We start from the raw sequence: 16958 nt of genomic DNA on the forward strand, positions 1-16958 counted from the left end.
AAGCTTCACGAAGTAAATATTGAATGTTTTCAAGATTCTTAAAAATAAGAATTATCTAAAAATAAGATTCTCCTACCTAGTTCACACCAAGTAGGAGAAAATTGTACTGTTTAAAGTTCTTCAAATGCCATCATGCCACCTTGAACATTGATAACCTCATAACCTTGTTCTGATAAGAATTGGCAAGCACGCGTCGATCTCATCCCAGATTTACAAATGACATAATGCAACTGGTTCTTGTCCAATTGATCATAAGTATCAGCTAATTGACTAAGTGGCAGGTTATGGGCATCTTCTAAATGAAGAGCTTCAAACTCATCCACTTCTCTCACGTCCACTAGAGAAAGTTGCTCGTTTTGGTAAAGCTGGTAAAATGCGTCAAAGGTGATTTCTTTCATTCTTCTTCTCCTAAAATGGTTTTAATTCTTTTTTTCAAATACGGCACTACTTCTGACTCAAACCACGGATTTTTTGCCATCCAGATTTGATTGCGAGGTGAGGGGTGTACCAGTGGAAAATAGGTTGGCAAGTAGTTCTGGTAATGTTTTACCCGTTCTGTCACCTTGCCACTGATTTTTTCATGTAAATAGTAGGCTTGGGCATACTGACCAATCAAGAGGGTCAATTGAATATCTGGCAATTCTTGCAAGAGCTGAGGATGCCATTTTTCAGCAAAACCTGCTCGCGGTGGCAAATCACCTGATTTTCCATGCCCTGGAAAGTAGAAATCCATAGGCAGAACAGCAAAATAACCTGAATTGTAAAAGGTATCTTCATCCACACCTAGCCAGTCCCGCAAACGATCACCACTTTTGTCCTTCCAGTAAAGGCCTGCTTCTTGGGTTTTAAGTCCCGGTGCCTGACCGATGATATTGATGCGAGCAGTCTTTGGCGCTGCAAAGAGAGGCTCGATGCCACGCTTTGTAAAAGTAGCATTCTGCGGATCTGCCATAATAGCCTGCTTGATTCTTTCAATTTGAGACATATGTTTTCCCTCCAAAAAGAAGTCCAAGCATAAAATCTCAGACTTCTATCGTTTTATTTGATCAATTCATAAATAGCTTCGGCGTAGATTGCTGCAGCTCGGAAGAGATCGTCCAAGGCGATAAATTCATTGGCTTGGTGCATGGTGTCAATTGAGTCTGGGAACATAGCACCGTAGGCAACCCCACGTTCGAGCAAACGACCAAAGGTTCCACCACCGATAACTTGTTCATGACCTTGAAGACCAGTTTGTTTTTCATAGACATTCAACAAGATTTGCACAAGTGGATCTTCCATGGGTACATAGTGAGGGGTATGACCATGTTCTGATAGACTAACAGAAGCAACTGGCAAGTTTTCAAGAATTGACTTGATTTGCTCTGGGTTGGTTCCTTTTGGATAGCGGATGTTAAGGGCAATGGTATTATCAGCGCTTGTTTCATCGAAGCGGAAGACACCTGCGTTCATAGAAAGGGCACCCATCTTTTCATCCACATGAGCAATCTTGAGACTTTCACCTTCATGGTCGCTCAAGAGAATTTTACCAGCGATGTCAAGGTAGTCTTTGGCTGGACCAGCAAAGTCAAACTGACTGAGGAAGAGAGCTAGGTAAGTCGCACCATTGACACCTGAAGCAGGCATAGCACCGTGAGCTGATTTACCAATGATCGTCACCTTGTATTGGCCAGCTTCTTCTTGGAGTTCTCCTCTGAGCTTGTGTTCTGCAACAAAAGTATCTAGTTTCCCTTGCAAGTCAGCCAAGTCGCCTGAAACAACTGCTGTTGCTGATTCAGGCACCATGTTTTCACGCAAACCACCTGTAAAGCTGTGAAGACGGGCAGCACCTGTATTTTCTCCTGTAAAATGAAGATATTCTGTGATATTTCCTTTTTCACCGTTGATGATAGGGAATTCAGCATCTGGAGAGAAACCGAAGTCTGGTTTGGCAAGTCCTACGTGCTCGAAATAGTAGTCCATGTCTGCCCAACCTGATTCTTCATCTGTTCCAACGATGAAACGAACTTTCTTAGAAGTTGGAAGGCCCAATTCTTTGATGATTTTCAAACCATAGTAACAAGCTGTTGTAGGCCCCTTATCATCCGAAGCTCCACGTGCATAAAGGCGACCGTCTTTGATAGTTGGTGTATAAGGGTCTGTGTCCCAACCGCTACCAGCTGGCACCACGTCCATGTGGGCAAAGATTCCGAGAACTTCTTCGCCATCACCAAACTCAAAATGTCCTGCGTAGTTGTCAACATTTTTAGTTGGGTAGCCATCGCGGTCTGCGATTTCAAGGAATTTCTCCAAAGCTTTTACTGGACCAGGTCCAAATGGATGCTGGGCATCCGCCTTGTTGTCATCACGTTCTGAGTTGATTTCTAAAAGGCTAAACAAGTCTGCCAAGAGGTCGTCTTTACGCTTTTCTACTTCTGCTGTAAAATCAATTGCTGTCATTTGTTCTTCTTCCTATCTTTTTTCAATTATTTCATCCACTGGCAAGCGATAGCTTGGTTCTAATTTTTCATCTGTGTAACCCACTGTAATCAAGAGTTCTGGGCGGAAACGGTCTTCGATATCCAAAACTTCGTTGACTTTTGATTTGTCAAATCCAAGAATCATATTTGATCCAATTCCTTGGTCTGTAAGAGCGAGAATCAAGTTCATGGCAACCAAACCTGCATTGAGAGCTAGGTAATCGCTAATCTGTTGTTCATTATAGCGCGCAAATTCAGCGGGTAAGTTCTGCATGAAGTATTGTAGTTGTTCTTCTGAAAAATTCTTTGCCCCACCGACACGGGCAATCTTACGAGCACGTTTTGCTAAGTCCGTATCTGTAAAGAGGGCAATGGTTACAGGCGCTGATGATACTTGCTCAAAGTTTGAACCATAAGCCAACTTCGCCAATTCAGCATTTTTCTCACGAACCACCACAAATTTCCAAGGCTGACTGTTGTGGGCGCTTGGAGCCAAGGTTGCAATTTCGATAGCCGTACGCACATCTTTTGGATCAACAGGCTTATCAGTAAACTGCTTAGTCGCATGACGTTTTTTGTTTAATTCCAGAAATTTCATAATCGATTTCCTTTTCTAATTCTACTGCTTCCATTCTACCATAATTTGAAAGAGCTTGCAGGGATTTTTCATGATTAAGATTTTTTATTACGGCCATAAAAAATATATATTGGTTCATCAGGAACATTTCTGATAAACTAGCAGATAACTTTACATTTGAATGGAGACATTATGAAAAAATTTAGCCTATTATTAGCCATCCTACCATTTTTAGTTGCCTGTGGAAATCAAGCCACACCTAAAGAGACCAGCTCTCAAAAGACAATCGTCGTTGCTACAGCTGGCGATGTGCCGCCATTTGACTACGAAGATAAGGGCAATCTAACAGGCTTCGACATCGAAGTTCTAAAAGCAGTTGATGAAAAACTCAGCGACTACGAGATTCAATTCCAAAGAACTGCCTGGGAGAGTATCTTCCCAGGACTTGATTCTGGTCACTATCAGGCTGCAGCCAATAACTTGAGTTATACAAAAGAGCGTGCTGAAAAATACCTCTACTCACTTCCAATTTCGAACAACCCCCTCGTCCTTGTCAGCAACAAGAAAAATCCTTTGACTTCACTTGACCAAATTGCTGGTAAAACAACGCAAGAGGATACCGGAACTTCAAACGCTCAATTCATCAATAACTGGAATCAAAAACATACTGATAATCCTGCTACTATCGATTTTTCTGGCGAGGATATCGGTAAGCGAATCCTAGACCTCTCTAACGGTGAATTTGATTTCCTAGTCTTTGACAAGGTATCCGTTCAAAAAATCATCAAGGACCGCGGCTTAAATCTCTCAGTCGTTGATTTACCTTCTGCCGATAGCCCCAACAACTATATCGTTTTCTCAAACGACCAAAAAGAGTTTAAAGAGAAATTTGATAAAGCGCTCAAAGAACTCTACCAAGATGGAACCCTTGAAAAACTCAGCAATACCTATCTAGGTGGTTCTTACCTCCCAGATAAATCTCAATTACAATAAGATATATTAAAAACGATTGGGCCAGCCAATCGCTTTTATAGTTTGCATTGGTTATTTTAGGAAACTCTTACAAAAAATCAAAAAATTTCTTCACATCTTCTACATACCCATGCTTTTCTATTAAGCTTGCTAATAGTTCCAGATTGTGCCCCTGATAGTTGTCTTCTCTTCGTAGCTCTTCATACATTTCGATAAAGGGAAGTCCCTTGGACTTGGCCAGTTCTAACTCCGCTTCATAATCATAAGCGACTTTACGAAATAGGATATTTACCAATTCCCCATCTTCAACTTCTATCACGGCATACTGGGCACGGTGATTTTTTAACGCCTCCCAATTAAAATAGGGCATGCCAATCGACCCTGGATTGATGATTTGTTGCCCTTGACTGCCATAACGAAGCAACTGCTTGTGAACATGACCATAGACTGCCACGTCAACTTCATCATCTAGGAGTTTGTCAAATTTCTCTGTATCATTCTCAACTAGCAAGTCACCACCATAGTTCTTATTTGGCAAATTATGAGAGATAGAAAAGCGTAGCCCCTCAACTTCTTTCTTTTCCAGCAAAGGCAAGCTTCGTAACCAGACAATCGTTGCAGGATCCATTCGCTCCATCAAAAACTGGGTCATTCGCATTGATTGGATTTCTTGTGGATGTTCCAAACCATATTCACCATCCAAGGCTTCAAGGACACAATCATCCCAATTGCCTCGAACACTGGCTGTGATAGGAAGGTCCTTTAACAGAGCGACCAAGTCATTTGCGCCTGGACCAGGAAGAAAAATATCTCCCAGAAGCCAATATTCACTGACTCCTTGATTTTTAGCATCTGCAATCACTGCTTCTAGGGCAGTTGTATTGCCATGAATATCTGATAAAATTGCGATTTTATGCTTCATTGTGGTTTCCTTCCGTTTGGTAATCTACTTGTTTTTCCGCTACTTGAGCTAATTCCTCTTCTTCCTGCGGGTTCAACTTTCTTTGCACAGCTTCTGCTACTGCTCTTGGTACTCCAACTTCGACAATCTCATCCACACTGGCTTCCTTGATTTTGGTCAGAGACTTGAAATGCTTCATGAGATTCTGCTTACGTTTAGGCCCCAGACCTTCAATCCCATCCAATTGGGATGAAAAGGAATTTTTGGAGCGCAGTTGGCGGTGGAAGGTGATGGCAAAGCGGTGCACCTCATCTTGAATGCGTTGGAGGAGGAAGAATTCCTTAGAATTGCGAGACAACTCCACCACCTCAAGCGGATTTCCAAAGAGCAATTCATGTGTTTGGTGTTTATCATTCTTTTGCAGACCTGCAATAGGGATATCCAAGCCCAGTTCCTCTTGAATGACTTGCTTGGCGATATTGACTTGACCCTGTCCTCCATCAATGACAATCAAATCTGGAGGAGTCAAAGCCTCACGCTGTACTCGACCATAGCGCCTACGAATGACTTCTCTCATACTGGCATAGTCATCTGGCCCAACAACGGTTTTTATCTTGTACTTACGATAATCCTTCTTACTTGGTTTGCCATTGACAAAGACCACCATAGCCGAAACAGGGCTGGTTCCCATGATATTGGAATTATCGAAGGACTCAATGCGGACTGGGGTTGGGATTTGAAGCAAACGTCCTAGATTTTCAATAGCCCCTTGGGTCTTTTCGACAGATTTTTCTAGCAGATTGAACTTCTGCTCCAGACTGACACGTGCATTCTTTATAGCCAGATTGACCAGTTGTTTTTTCTCTCCACGCTGGGGTTTGAGAATCTTGGTATCCACCAAGGCCTTGACAGCTTCTTCGTCAATATCCTGCGGAATCAATACTTCGTTGGGAACCAAGTGGGATTTTTCCTGATAAAATTGTCCCACATAGGTTAGAAAATCCTCATCCGGATCATTATAATAAGGGAAAAGATTGACATCCCGCTCGATGAGCTTGCCCTGACGGACAAAGAAAACCTGAACACACATCCATCCCTTGTCCACATAGTAGCCAAAGACATCCCGATTTTGGAGATCCTTAGCCATGACCCGTTGCTTGGTTCGAAGCGTTCCAATAGCCTGAATTAGGTCACGGTATTCCGCTGCACGTTCAAATTCCATAGTCTGGGCTGCCGTTGCCATCTTTCCCTTGAGGTCATCAATAATTTTGTCATCCTGCCCTTTTAGAAAATCAGAAACCTCCTGAGCCATGGACTTGAAATAGGCCTCATCCTTCTTACAGATAGTGTGGGCCATGCACTGGCCGATATGGTAGTAAAAACAGACCTTAGACGGTGGATTGGTACACTTGCGAAAAGGGAAAATCCGATCCAGCAACCGCTTGATTTCATTGGCGGCCCCCACATCTGGATAAGGTCCAAAGTAGAGACCGCCGTCCTTTTTGACCTGACGGGTAATAATCAAACGAGGATAGCGCTCATTGGTGATTTTGATGAAAGGATAGGACTTGTCATCCTTGAGCATGATATTGTATTTAGGCTTATTTTCCTTGATCAGATTAATTTCTAGGAGAAGTGCCTCAATATTGGACTCCGTAACGATAAATTCAAAATCCACAATTTCAGATACCAGAGCCTCTGTCTTAGTATCATGACTTCCACGGAAATAGGACCTCACGCGATTACGCAGATTTTTAGCTTTTCCTACATAGATAATCGTACCGTTTTTATCCTTGTGAATGTAGCAACCAGGGCTGGTCGGCAAGAGCTCTAGTTTTGATTTAATCAAGTTATTCATAGTTCCATTATAGCAAAAAAGTAGGGAAAGATAGTCCCCTACTCATTGATCTCATATATTTTTCGGAGGTTTGTAACATCTTCTTCCTGGATACCATAAAAGGAACCTGCTGGTTGCATCACAGACTTCTCATCTGTATGATCCAAGCCAATCGCATGCCCCAACTCATGTTCTGCCGTATGGACAATACGCTCATAGGAATAGCCATAGTTAGGATTGGACAGATAATAGTGATTCAGACGCACCGTTACAGACAAGAATTGACCCGTCAAGAGATTGGTCTGACTTTCTGCCTCTCCTGCCACAGGAGTGCCTCCGTCATTCATCTCCGTAGCCATAATATCTGCCTTGCTAGACTCGGTGACAACTTTAAAGTTAAAAGCACCAGTTTGATTCCAGTTCTGAATCGCTTCTAAATACGCCTCTTGAAATCCTGAATCCATCTGAGGATCTAGGTAAATACGAGCTGAAGCCTGCGGCCACCTTCCCTCAGAGTGTTGATGGCTATCTGTCTGGTTCAACTTAGGCAGTTGCCCTGTTTTTCCCCATTGGCCGATACTTTGTTGACCAATCTTTACTGACCGCTCTGCTTGCTTTAGCGCTCCTTGAAAATCCCCGTTCAGATACCAGAGAAGTCCGAAAGCAAGAGCACATAAGAGCACGGCTATCCAAACTAGGCGCCAAAACAAACGCCACAAAAAAGAAAAGAAAGCCCCTATCAAACGAAAAATCCAGCGCATGTCTCTCCACCTTTCTAGCAAATAAAGACTATTTTACTAAAATAAGCTGAAAGAAAGCTAAATTATGACAATCTCTCTTCTAATTTGAAGTCAATTGGCAGGGTTGCTAAAAAACGTTCCAATTGTTTTTCCCAGTAGTACCACTCGTGAGTTCCAGCGCTATGGCTATAGGTCACATCAAATCCAAGTTTTTTGAGATTTTTCACTGAGAGATTATTGGCTTCATACAAGAAATCCTGTTCGCCACACCAAGCCCAAAGCTTGGTCTTTTTGTCCGAATTTTTAGCCAGACTTTCAAGAGAATAGGGGCTAGCTGTCCAATCTTTAATCTCCCCAAACACACCTCTCCAGTAAGCTGGTGTCCCCAGATTTTGGCTTTCAGGAGAAAAATCTTGAAAACTAAGGGCACCTGAAAAGCTAGCTGCATGAGAAAAACGATTTGTAGCAAGAGCCAGTTTGAAGCAGCCGTAGCCTCCCATGGAAAGACCAGCGATAAAGGTCTTTTCACGCTTGCTGGTCATATTAGGGAAGAAGCGTTTTAGAACCTGTGGCAATTCCTCTGCTAGAGCCGTGTAGTAGTCAAAACCATATTGGGTATCGGTATACCAACCGTTGCTGGTATTGGGCATAACAACGATGAGATTGGTTCCTCGAAGTAAGCGTTCTACGTTAGTCCGCTTGAGCCAACTATTATGATTGCCAGACATCCCGTGCAAGAGGTATAAGACGGGAATGTCATGACACTCTGGTTCTTCCACTCGATTGGCATCAGGATAGAGAACATTCACTCCCCATTCCATATCCAAAACCTGTGAGTAATACTCAATTTTCATTACTGCCACAATTTGCTCCTTCTATTTTCCGATAAGAAAAAGCCGAAACTCGACTTTCTCTCTGTTTATTTCAACGATTATTTTGCTTCCATGACTACTGGTAAAATAGCTGGACGACGCTTAGTCTGGTCAAAGAGATACTTGGTCAGATTATCACGAACCTTCCCTTTAAGATCTGCCCAGTCAAAGTCATCTCCTTGAAGATAGTCTTCTACCGTCTGGTTAATCAATTCTGAACTTTCACGGAGAATATCGCGACTCTTCTTGAGATAAACAAATCCACGCGTGTGAACACGAGCCTTGGCTACAATTTTCTTCTCACGACGGTTAACGGTGATTGCGACGATGAAAATTCCATCTTCTGACAAGACCTTACGGTCACGAAGAACCACATTACCAACATCACCGATGGCATTTCCGTCAATCAAGACATCCCCTGCCGAAACCGCGCCAGCTGGGACAAAGCCCCCATTCTCATAAGCCATGCTGGTTCCCTTTTTAGGGATGAAAATGCGTTCTGGCAACATCCCAACTGCCATAGCAGCCTTAGCATGAGCATCTAACTCACGGTATTCCCCTTGAATTGGGAAGAGATATTTGGGTTGCAAGAGATTGATCATCAACTGCAAATCACGCGCATTTCCATGCCCTGACACACGCAAGCTTTGAGTGATCAGTTTGACAACCCCGCCAGCTTGGTAAATCATATTTTCCACACGCGCCATAACTGCTTCTTTAGCGATAGACGGAGTGGTTACGATATAAACTAGGTCACCGTCCTTGATTTCCACATAACGGTGGCGACCAATCGACATCTTGCGAAGACCGTTGATTGGCTCACCCATACGACCTGTCTCAAGGATAATCAACTCATGGTCTTCAAAACGAGACATATCTTTTGGCTTAATCAAAAGACTCTCGTTAGCTAGGGACAATTTCTTAAGACGAATAGCAGTGCGGACGATATTTTCAATATCAAATCCTGTCAAGACCACACGACGGCCTGTTGCATCCGCAGCGTCAAACACCTGCTGGATACGAGAAAGGTTGCTAGCTACCGCCGCAACAATGATACGTCCCTCCCAGTCCGCAATGGTTTGGGTGATTTCATCCCCAACTTCACTTTCGCTAGCCACTTGAATATTGCTGTCTGCATTGGCTGAGTCACTGAGAAGAGCTAGAACTCCATCACGACCGATTTCTGCCAAGCGAGCGAAGTCTGTCGCATAGGATTCACTAGCTGTCTGGTCAAATTTGAAGTCACCTGTATAAACGATACTACCCTCAGCCGTCTTCAAGACAACACCCAAACTTTCTGGGATAGAGTGGGTCGTACGGAAGAAGGACACCACTGTCCCTCCAAAATCAATCTCCGTATCCTCATCAATGACATGGAAATCATTGAATTTCTTAACCGTATCATTTCCTTTGACAAAGAGTTTGGCCAACTCAATGGTCAACTCAGAGCCAAATACAGGCACCTTGGCTTCAGCCAAGAGATAAGGCAGAGCACCAATGGCATCCGCATGACCGTGGGTCAAGAAGACCCCAGCGATACGGTCGCTATTTTCAAAAAGGTAGTCCATGTTTGGAATAACGACGTCCACCCCTAGTTGTTCATTTTCAGGATATTTCAGACCTGCATCCAAAACGAAAATAGACCCATCGATTTCAGCGATATACATATTTTTCCCATTTTCACGCACACCACCAAGTGTTGTTAAACTGATATTACTCATTTTTCCTCCGAAAGCTTAATTTATCTTGATTATAGGGTTGCTTACCCTCTTATTCTAAAAGCACTATTACTTTTAGCCGAATCTTTTCCTACCATTATACCATTTTTTTGATGATTTTCAAAATGAAGATTTGTTTTCAAAAAAGAGCTGGTTTCCCAACTCTTTCCTATCTGCTATTCTTTTTCCATTAAAAAGTCATAAATTTCTTGCACGGTACCCAGCGCCATCATTTCTTGGTCTTTGACGGTTTGTTTAAGATTTTGGTAAATCTGACTTTCTCCTATCTCCCGCTTTGGTGCCTCTTTATTCACTGTCATGACCCCATCTTTGATGGTCACAAAGCCTAGTTCTTCAAATACTTGAATCATCTTGACCAGCAAAATTTGTTGAATATTAAGATAAGTGGCCAAATCTTTCAGCTTATAGCGAATATCAAACTCTGGGAACTGGTAGATGATCTTGTACAATTTGGCAAATTGCTCTCTAGTCCCATACCCTGTCAGATAGTAGGCCTTGTCAATGTCATTTTTGAAATAAACAGCAGAAAAATTCTGTTCCTGAAAAATAGTCTTCAGCTGAGTAATATCCTCAGGAATGGTTTTTACAACAACTGCGTCACTAGCTACTAAATCTGGTAATTCTCCAGAAAAGTCCAAGACTGGAACCCCTTCTGGCAAGACTGCATTTTTCCCACGGATGTTAAAAAGTTGAACACCCTCCACCCGCGCATCCACCATCATCAACTGGAGGGCAGTTTGACCATTCCATTGATTGACAGACAATTTGACTGCCAGCTCTAGATTCTTGGTTTGAGAAAACTCTGTTGCCCATCTTCCTTGGCCAAAAGCTACCACTTCAAAACTAGCTTCACCCTTAGAGATTTTCAGCTTGAGATGGGCATTGCCTGCCCCCATGGTACGGGCACTTTCGACCTGAAAATCCTTGATATAAAAGACAGGTTTCTGATTGTCCATGCCAAAGGGAGCTAAACGTTCAAAACTTTTAACTGTTTCAAGACTCAAAACCTCCAAATCCAGTTCTTCATCTAGATTTAGCTTGTTCTTGCCAACAGCATCTGCACCTTTTTCACGGACATAGTTTTCCAAGACATGAGATAAATCTGAGAGTTTCTCAACTTCCAGCGTCATACCCGCTGCACCCGCATGACCTCCAAAGGCGATGAAGAGGTCTCGATGAGGATCCAGAGCCTCAAAAATATCCACTGCTTCCACACTACGAGCACTACCCTTGGCACGACCGTCTTCTATATTAAGAACAATGACTGTCTGCCCCAATTCTTCCAACAAACGACCAGCTACGATTCCTAGAACCCCGGGATTCCAGCCTTCCTTAGCCAAGACTTGGACTTTCTTCTCAGGATCCACCATGGTCTTGGCTTCTTCATAGATAGACTGGACGATTTCCTTGCGCTCTTCGTTTTTCTGATGAATCATAAGGGCAATCTCGTGCGCTTCCTCGTCATCAAAACCAGTCAGCAAATCAATGGCTGGATTAGGATCATCCAAGCGACCCAAGGCATTCAAACGGGGGGCAATCTGGAAACCAACCGTTTCTTCTGTTACTTCGTTGGCGGCAATCCCAGCCATATCCATCATTTCTTGTAGACCAATGCGCTGAGTGTGCCCCAACATTTCCAGACCATACTGAACCAAGATACGGTTCTCATCTGTCAAACTCACCATATCTGCAATGGTACCAATAGCGACCAAATCAAGCAATTCCACTTGTACTTCTTCTAAAAGGGCACAAGCCAACTTGAAGGCCACTCCGCAACCAGCCAAATATTTGAAAGGATAATCCGCATCCGGATGTTCAGGATGGACGATCGCATAGGCATCTGGCAAGGTTTCAGGCATGGAATGGTGGTCAGTCACAATGACATCTACCCCCATAGACTGGGCCAGTTCAATCGCCTCGTGACCAGCAACCCCATTATCCACCGTCACGATCAAGGAAATTCCTTCTTGCTCGATAAAATATTTGTAAACACTGGCATTAGGTCCATAGCCATCAGTAAAACGATTAGGCAAGTAAACACGGCACTCAGCACCAAGCTGTTCCAAACTTTCCTTCACAATAGAAGCCGAAGTCATGCCATCCGCATCGTAGTCTCCATAGATGAGAATATTTTCCCCTTCTTCAATGGCCTGACGAATCCGTTCCACTGCCTTATCCATATCATGGAGCAGATAAGGATTATGCAAGTCCTCCAAGGAAGGTTCTAAAAACTTCTTCAGACTTTCTTGGTCCTGAATCCCTCTCTCAAACAATAACCGAGCCACCTCAGGACCCAGTCCAGCCTTCTTGGCTATCTTTGTAAAATCCGCATCTTCTACCTGCGGGGCAAACTGCCATTCATAAGTAGGTGTTATCAAAAAGACATCCACTCTTTCTAAGAATTCTATTGCTTCATTATAACACGATTTAGGCTTTTTCTCTATCTGGATTGCTTTTTTATAAAATTTTAGTGAATTTTTTCAGATATGATTTGACAAGACAAATCTTTTGGTGTAGAATCATGTTATAAAATCTAACACAAAGGAGATTCCTTATGGCTTTAGTAGAATTTGAACACGTCGAAAAATATTACGGAGACTATCACGCACTCCGCGACATCAATCTCCGTTTTGAAAAAGGACAAGTCGTTGTCCTCCTAGGCCCTTCTGGTTCAGGGAAGTCCACTCTTATCCGTACCATCAATGGTTTGGAGGCTGTTGATAAAGGAAGTCTTCTAGTCAATGGTCACCAAGTTGCTGGTGCCAGCCAGAAAGATTTGGTGCCTCTTCGTAAGGAAGTCGGCATGGTTTTCCAACATTTTAATCTCTATCCGCATAAAACAGTGTTAGAAAACGTAACACTCGCACCCATAAAAGTTCTAGGAATTGATAAAAAAGAAGCTGAAAAAACAGCTCAAAAATATCTTGAATTTGTAAATATGTGGGACAAGAAAGATTCATATCCAGCCATGCTATCTGGTGGACAAAAACAACGGATTGCCATCGCGCGTGGACTCGCTATGCATCCGGAACTCCTCCTCTTTGATGAGCCAACATCTGCCCTTGACCCTGAAACCATCGGTGATGTTCTGGCAGTTATGCAAAAATTAGCCCACGATGGTATGAATATGATTGTCGTTACCCATGAAATGGGCTTCGCCCGTGAAGTTGCTGACCGCATCATCTTTATGGCTGACGGAGAAGTTTTGGTGGATACAACAGATGTTGATGACTTTTTCGACAACCCAAGCGAACCTCGTGCCCAACAATTCCTCAGCAAAATCATCAACCACGAAAGTGACAAAGTCAAATAAGGAGGCGCCTATGAAAAAGAAATTCTTTTTATCCGCATTATTGATTAGCCTTTTCAGCCTTACTGCTACAAAACCAGTTCAGGCTGATACCAGTGTCGCAGACATTCAAAAGAGAGGCGAGTTAGTTGTCGGTGTCAAACAAGACGTTCCCAATTTCGGCTATAAGGATCCTAAGACTGGGACCTATTCTGGTATCGAAACCGACTTGGCCAAGATGGTAGCTGATGAGCTCAAGGTCAAGATTCGCTATGTGCCTGTTACAGCGCAAACTCGCGGACCACTTCTAGACAATGAACAGGTCGACATGGATATCGCGACCTTTACCATCACAGACGAACGCAAAAAACTCTACAACTTTACCAGCCCTTACTACACCGATGCTTCTGGCTTTTTGGTCAATAAGTCTGCCAAAATCAAAAGCATTGAGGACCTAAACGGCAAAACCATCGGTGTTGCCCAAGGTTCCATCACCCAACGCCTAATTACTGAACTGGGTAAAAAGAAAGGCTTGACCTTTAAATTCGTCGAACTTGGTTCCTACCCAGAATTGATTACTTCCCTACACGCTCATCGTATCGATGCCTTTTCCGTTGACCGTTCTATCCTATCTGGCTACATCAGTAAACGAACAGAACTACTAGATGATAGTTTCAAGCCATCTGACTACGGTATCGTTACTAAGAAATCAAATACAGAGCTCAACGACTATCTTGATAACTTGGTCACTAAATGGAGCAAGGATGGTAGTTTGCAGAAACTTTATGACCGTTACAAGCTCAAACCATCTAGCCATACTGCAGATTAAGGAGGACACCCCATGACAGATTTATCATCTTGGACATCCTATTTTCAGGATTTTGGACAATTTTTCAATGGTTTCCTCTTCACTCTTGCCCTAGCGATTGGATCCTTTATCCTCGCCATGGTCTTAGGAATCTTCTTTGGTGCCATGTCAACCAGTAAACGTCCAATTTTACGCATTTTAGCTCGCATCTTTGTCGAATTTTACCAAAACACTCCCCTCTTGGTGCAGTTTGTTATCGTCTTTTATGGCCTACCTCTTATCAGTGACCATATCATCATGATTCCGATTTATTGGACAGCTGTACTCTGCGTGGGACTCTATCACGGTGCCTATATCGCTGAGGTTATTCGTTCAGGGATTCAGTCGATTCCTAGTGGTCAGATGGAGGCCGCCTTGTCGCAAGGTTTTACCTATATCAGTGCCATGCGCTTGATTATCTTGCCTCAGGCCTTTCGTATCATTCTCCCTCCTTTGACCAACCAAATCGTCAACCTCATCAAGAACACCTCGACAGTCGCTATCATCTCTGGAGTGGACCTGATGTTTGTGACCAAGTCTTGGTCGGCTCTTAACGGAAACTACATTCCAGCATTTTTAGGTGCTGCCCTGCTCTACTTCTCTCTCTGCTTCCCTGTTGCCCAGTTTGGTCGCAAGATGGAGCAAGCCAACAAAAAAGCCTATTCACTTTAGGAGGTTACTATGGAATCCATTTTAGAAGTTTTAACCCCAGATAACCTAGTCTTTATCTTTAAAGGATTTGGCTTGACCCTCTATATTTCTCTGATTGCAATCATCCTCTCTACCCTTATCGGTACGGTGCTAGCTGTCATGAGAAATGGGAAAAATCCTGTCTTGCGCATCATCTCCAGCATTTACATCGAGTTTGTGCGTAACGTTCCCAACCTTCTCTGGATTTTTACTATCTTTTTAGTTTTCAAAATGAAATCCACACCAGCAGGTATTACTGCCTTTACCCTCTTTACATCAGCAGCCTTAGCTGAGATTATTCGAGGTGGTCTCAATGCCGTAGACAAGGGACAATACGAAGCAGGAATGTCACAGGGCTTCACCTCAGCCCAAATCCTCTACCACATCATTCTCCCACAAGCTATTCGCAAAATGTTGCCAGCCATTATTTCCCAGTTTGTTACCGTGATTAAGGATACCAGTCTTCTCTACTCAGTTATCGCCCTGCAAGAACTCTTTGGAGCCAGCCAAATTCTCATGGGCCGTTATTTCGAACCAGAACAGGTCTTCAGTCTTTATATCCTGATTGCCCTCATCTACTTCAGCTTCAACCTAGCCATTTCTAGCCTGTCTCATATGCTAGCCAAACGCTGGCAACAAGCTGCAGAATAAACAGCCACTCTCCAGTTAAATTGGAGAGTTTTTTTAATGAGAGTAAACATTTATAGACTTCAATTTGACACCATACTTTTTCTATGATAAAATGTAACAAATTTATTTACAACAAATCAAATCTAAATGAAATGGAATTTTTTATGAAATCACTCAAAGGAATACTCTTTATCATAGCTAGTTTTGTCTTGACTATTTTGACTTGGATGAACACTTCTCCCCAATTCATGATTCCAGGACTAGCTTTAACAAGCCTATCTCTGACTTTTATCCTAGCCACTCGTCTCCCACTACTAGAAAGCTGGTTTCACGGTTTGGAGAGGGTCTATACTGTCCACAAATTCACAGCCTTTCTCTCCATCATCCTACTACTCTTTCATAATTTCAGTATGGGCGGTTTGTGGGGCTCTCGCTTAGCTGCTCAGTTTGGTAATCTTGCCATCTATATCTTTGTCAGTATCATCCTTGTCGCCTATTTAGGTAAATATATCCAATACGAAGCTTGGCGATGGATTCACCGCCTGGTTTACCTAGCCTATATTTTTGGACTCTTTCACGTCTACATGATGATGGGCAATCGCCTCCTCACATTTAATCTTCTAAGTTTTCTTGTTGGTAGCTATGCCCTTTTAGGCTTGCTAGCTGGTTTTTATATCATTTTTCTATATCAAAAGATTGACTTCCCCTATCTAGGGAAAATCACCAATCTCAAACGCTTAAACCACGATACTAGGGAAATTCAAATCCATCTTAGCAGACCTTTCAACTATCAATCAGGACAATTTGCCTTCCTAAAGATTTTCCAAGAAGGCTTTGAAAGTGCTCCGCATCCCTTTTCTATCTCAGGAGGTCATGGTCAAACTCTTTACTTTACTGTTAAAAATTCAGGCGACCATACCAAGAATATCTATGATAATCTTCAAGTCGGTAGCAAAGTAAGCGTAGACAGAGCTTACGGACACATGATTATAGAAGAAGGACGAGAAAATCAGGTTTGGATTGCTGGAGGCATTGGGATCACACCCTTCATCTCTTACATCCGTGAACATCCTATTTTAGATAAACAGGTTCACTTCTACTATAGCTTCCGTGGAAATGAAAATGCAGTCTATCTGGATTTGCTCCGTGACTATGCTCAGAAAAACCCTCATTTTGAACTCCATCTAGTCGACAGTAGGAAAGACGGATATCTTCATTTTGAACAAAAAGAAGTACCCGAACAGGCAACCGTCTATATGTGTGGCTCCCTTTCTATGATGAAGTCACTTGCTAAACAGATTAAGAAACAAAATCCAAAAACAGAGCTTATTTACGAAGGATTCAAGTTCAAATAGCCACTCATATTCTCCTGGAATTTCCCAGGAGTTTTTTCTACACAAACACT

At 42.8% G+C, this 16958-nt stretch carries 16 protein-coding genes; 6 read left to right on the forward strand and 10 right to left on the reverse strand.

Annotation, left to right across the window (positions count from 1 at the left end; all coding sequences use genetic code 11):
* Nucleotides 1-110: 110 nt before the first annotated feature.
* Genes GEZ84_RS05515 through GEZ84_RS05530 form a run of 4 tightly spaced genes read right to left on the reverse strand, consistent with a single transcriptional unit; the run spans nt 111 to nt 3057 of the window.
* On the reverse strand, nt 111-398 hold the full coding sequence (locus GEZ84_RS05515) for a rhodanese-like domain-containing protein (RefSeq protein ID WP_153223799.1): 288 nt from the start codon (nt 396-398) through the stop codon (nt 111-113).
* A complete protein-coding gene (locus GEZ84_RS05520) occupies nt 395-985 on the reverse strand; it encodes a uracil-DNA glycosylase family protein (RefSeq protein ID WP_153223800.1) in 591 nt (196 codons plus the stop codon). Before GEZ84_RS05520 ends, GEZ84_RS05515 begins: the two co-directional genes overlap by 4 nt.
* Nucleotides 986-1038: 53 nt before the next feature.
* Entirely contained in the window at nt 1039-2439 is a 1401-nt protein-coding gene (pepV, locus tag GEZ84_RS05525) for a dipeptidase PepV (protein ID WP_153223801.1), read from the reverse strand.
* A 12-nt stretch (nt 2440-2451) separates the two neighbouring features.
* Nucleotides 2452-3057: a nitroreductase family protein gene (locus tag GEZ84_RS05530; RefSeq protein ID WP_070478535.1), complete on the reverse strand. Its 606-nt coding sequence runs from the start codon at nt 3055-3057 to the stop codon at nt 2452-2454.
* 171 nt (nt 3058-3228) lie between these two features.
* Here GEZ84_RS05530 and GEZ84_RS05535 point away from each other — a divergent pair, with 171 nt between their 5' ends.
* Entirely contained in the window at nt 3229-4029 is an 801-nt protein-coding gene (locus GEZ84_RS05535) for an amino acid ABC transporter substrate-binding protein (protein WP_070478533.1), read from the forward strand.
* Nucleotides 4030-4096: 67 nt separating this feature from the next.
* Here GEZ84_RS05535 and GEZ84_RS05540 read toward each other — a convergent pair whose 3' ends face one another.
* The 6 genes from GEZ84_RS05540 to recJ form a co-directional block, all read right to left on the reverse strand.
* A complete protein-coding gene (locus GEZ84_RS05540; protein ID WP_153223802.1) occupies nt 4097-4930 on the reverse strand; it encodes a metallophosphoesterase family protein in 834 nt (277 codons plus the stop codon).
* A complete protein-coding gene (uvrC, locus tag GEZ84_RS05545) occupies nt 4920-6767 on the reverse strand; it encodes an excinuclease ABC subunit UvrC (RefSeq protein ID WP_153223803.1) in 1848 nt (615 codons plus the stop codon). Before uvrC ends, GEZ84_RS05540 begins: the two co-directional genes overlap by 11 nt.
* 38 nt (nt 6768-6805) lie before the next feature.
* Nucleotides 6806-7507: a M57 family metalloprotease gene (locus tag GEZ84_RS05550; protein ID WP_070478527.1), complete on the reverse strand. Its 702-nt coding sequence runs from the start codon at nt 7505-7507 to the stop codon at nt 6806-6808.
* Nucleotides 7508-7569: 62 nt separating this feature from the next.
* Nucleotides 7570-8349 carry an alpha/beta hydrolase family protein gene (locus GEZ84_RS05555; protein WP_319946427.1) on the reverse strand — a complete coding sequence of 260 codons (780 nt, stop codon included), beginning with the start codon at nt 8347-8349 and terminating at the stop codon, nt 7570-7572.
* Between the two features lie 68 nt (nt 8350-8417).
* Nucleotides 8418-10079, reverse strand: a complete 1662-nt coding sequence (locus tag GEZ84_RS05560; protein ID WP_153223804.1) for a ribonuclease J — start codon at nt 10077-10079, stop codon at nt 8418-8420.
* A gap of 173 nt (nt 10080-10252) precedes the next feature.
* Nucleotides 10253-12475, reverse strand: coding sequence for a single-stranded-DNA-specific exonuclease RecJ (gene recJ, locus GEZ84_RS05565; RefSeq protein ID WP_153223805.1), 2223 nt, complete (start codon nt 12473-12475; stop codon nt 10253-10255).
* A 176-nt stretch (nt 12476-12651) separates the two neighbouring features.
* On the opposite strand from recJ, the gene GEZ84_RS05570 reads away from it, so the two are divergent.
* The 5 genes from GEZ84_RS05570 to GEZ84_RS05590 all read left to right on the forward strand — a co-directional run bounded on the left by GEZ84_RS05570 (nt 12652) and on the right by GEZ84_RS05590 (nt 16908).
* Nucleotides 12652-13410 (forward strand): amino acid ABC transporter ATP-binding protein, encoded by a 759-nt coding sequence (locus tag GEZ84_RS05570; protein WP_001229569.1) that lies wholly within the window; start codon nt 12652-12654, stop codon nt 13408-13410.
* Nucleotides 13411-13420: 10 nt separating this feature from the next.
* Nucleotides 13421-14215 carry a transporter substrate-binding domain-containing protein gene (locus GEZ84_RS05575; protein ID WP_153223806.1) on the forward strand — a complete coding sequence of 265 codons (795 nt, stop codon included), beginning with the start codon at nt 13421-13423 and terminating at the stop codon, nt 14213-14215.
* A 12-nt stretch (nt 14216-14227) separates the two neighbouring features.
* On the forward strand, nt 14228-14905 hold the full coding sequence (locus GEZ84_RS05580; protein ID WP_153223807.1) for an amino acid ABC transporter permease: 678 nt from the start codon (nt 14228-14230) through the stop codon (nt 14903-14905).
* 9 nt (nt 14906-14914) lie between these two features.
* Nucleotides 14915-15574: an amino acid ABC transporter permease gene (locus GEZ84_RS05585; RefSeq protein WP_094753431.1), complete on the forward strand. Its 660-nt coding sequence runs from the start codon at nt 14915-14917 to the stop codon at nt 15572-15574.
* Nucleotides 15575-15717: 143 nt separating this feature from the next.
* Nucleotides 15718-16908 carry a ferric reductase-like transmembrane domain-containing protein gene (locus GEZ84_RS05590; protein WP_194252036.1) on the forward strand — a complete coding sequence of 397 codons (1191 nt, stop codon included), beginning with the start codon at nt 15718-15720 and terminating at the stop codon, nt 16906-16908.
* Nucleotides 16909-16958: the final 50 nt, after the last annotated feature.

The sequence above is a fragment of the Streptococcus mitis genome (genome assembly GCF_009496155.1).
In the GTDB taxonomy this organism is placed as follows: domain Bacteria; phylum Bacillota; class Bacilli; order Lactobacillales; family Streptococcaceae; genus Streptococcus; species Streptococcus mitis_BQ.

What these genes read in the sequence shown, in the direction of transcription:
- GEZ84_RS05515 (WP_153223799.1), bottom strand. Translation starts at nt 398, where the DNA reads ATGAAAGAAATCACCTTTGACGCATTTTACCAGCTTTACCAAAACGAG.
- GEZ84_RS05520 (WP_153223800.1), bottom strand. Translation starts at nt 985, where the DNA reads ATGTCTCAAATTGAAAGAATCAAGCAGGCTATTATGGCAGATCCGCAG.
- pepV (WP_153223801.1), bottom strand. Translation starts at nt 2,439, where the DNA reads ATGACAGCAATTGATTTTACAGCAGAAGTAGAAAAGCGTAAAGACGAC.
- GEZ84_RS05530 (WP_070478535.1), bottom strand. Translation starts at nt 3,057, where the DNA reads ATGAAATTTCTGGAATTAAACAAAAAACGTCATGCGACTAAGCAGTTT.
- GEZ84_RS05535 (WP_070478533.1), top strand. Translation starts at nt 3,229, where the DNA reads ATGAAAAAATTTAGCCTATTATTAGCCATCCTACCATTTTTAGTTGCC.
- GEZ84_RS05540 (WP_153223802.1), bottom strand. Translation starts at nt 4,930, where the DNA reads ATGAAGCATAAAATCGCAATTTTATCAGATATTCATGGCAATACAACT.
- uvrC (WP_153223803.1), bottom strand. Translation starts at nt 6,767, where the DNA reads ATGAATAACTTGATTAAATCAAAACTAGAGCTCTTGCCGACCAGCCCT.
- GEZ84_RS05550 (WP_070478527.1), bottom strand. Translation starts at nt 7,507, where the DNA reads ATGCGCTGGATTTTTCGTTTGATAGGGGCTTTCTTTTCTTTTTTGTGG.
- GEZ84_RS05560 (WP_153223804.1), bottom strand. Translation starts at nt 10,079, where the DNA reads ATGAGTAATATCAGTTTAACAACACTTGGTGGTGTGCGTGAAAATGGG.
- GEZ84_RS05570 (WP_001229569.1), top strand. Translation starts at nt 12,652, where the DNA reads ATGGCTTTAGTAGAATTTGAACACGTCGAAAAATATTACGGAGACTAT.
- GEZ84_RS05575 (WP_153223806.1), top strand. Translation starts at nt 13,421, where the DNA reads ATGAAAAAGAAATTCTTTTTATCCGCATTATTGATTAGCCTTTTCAGC.
- GEZ84_RS05580 (WP_153223807.1), top strand. Translation starts at nt 14,228, where the DNA reads ATGACAGATTTATCATCTTGGACATCCTATTTTCAGGATTTTGGACAA.
- GEZ84_RS05585 (WP_094753431.1), top strand. Translation starts at nt 14,915, where the DNA reads ATGGAATCCATTTTAGAAGTTTTAACCCCAGATAACCTAGTCTTTATC.
- GEZ84_RS05590 (WP_194252036.1), top strand. Translation starts at nt 15,718, where the DNA reads ATGAAATCACTCAAAGGAATACTCTTTATCATAGCTAGTTTTGTCTTG.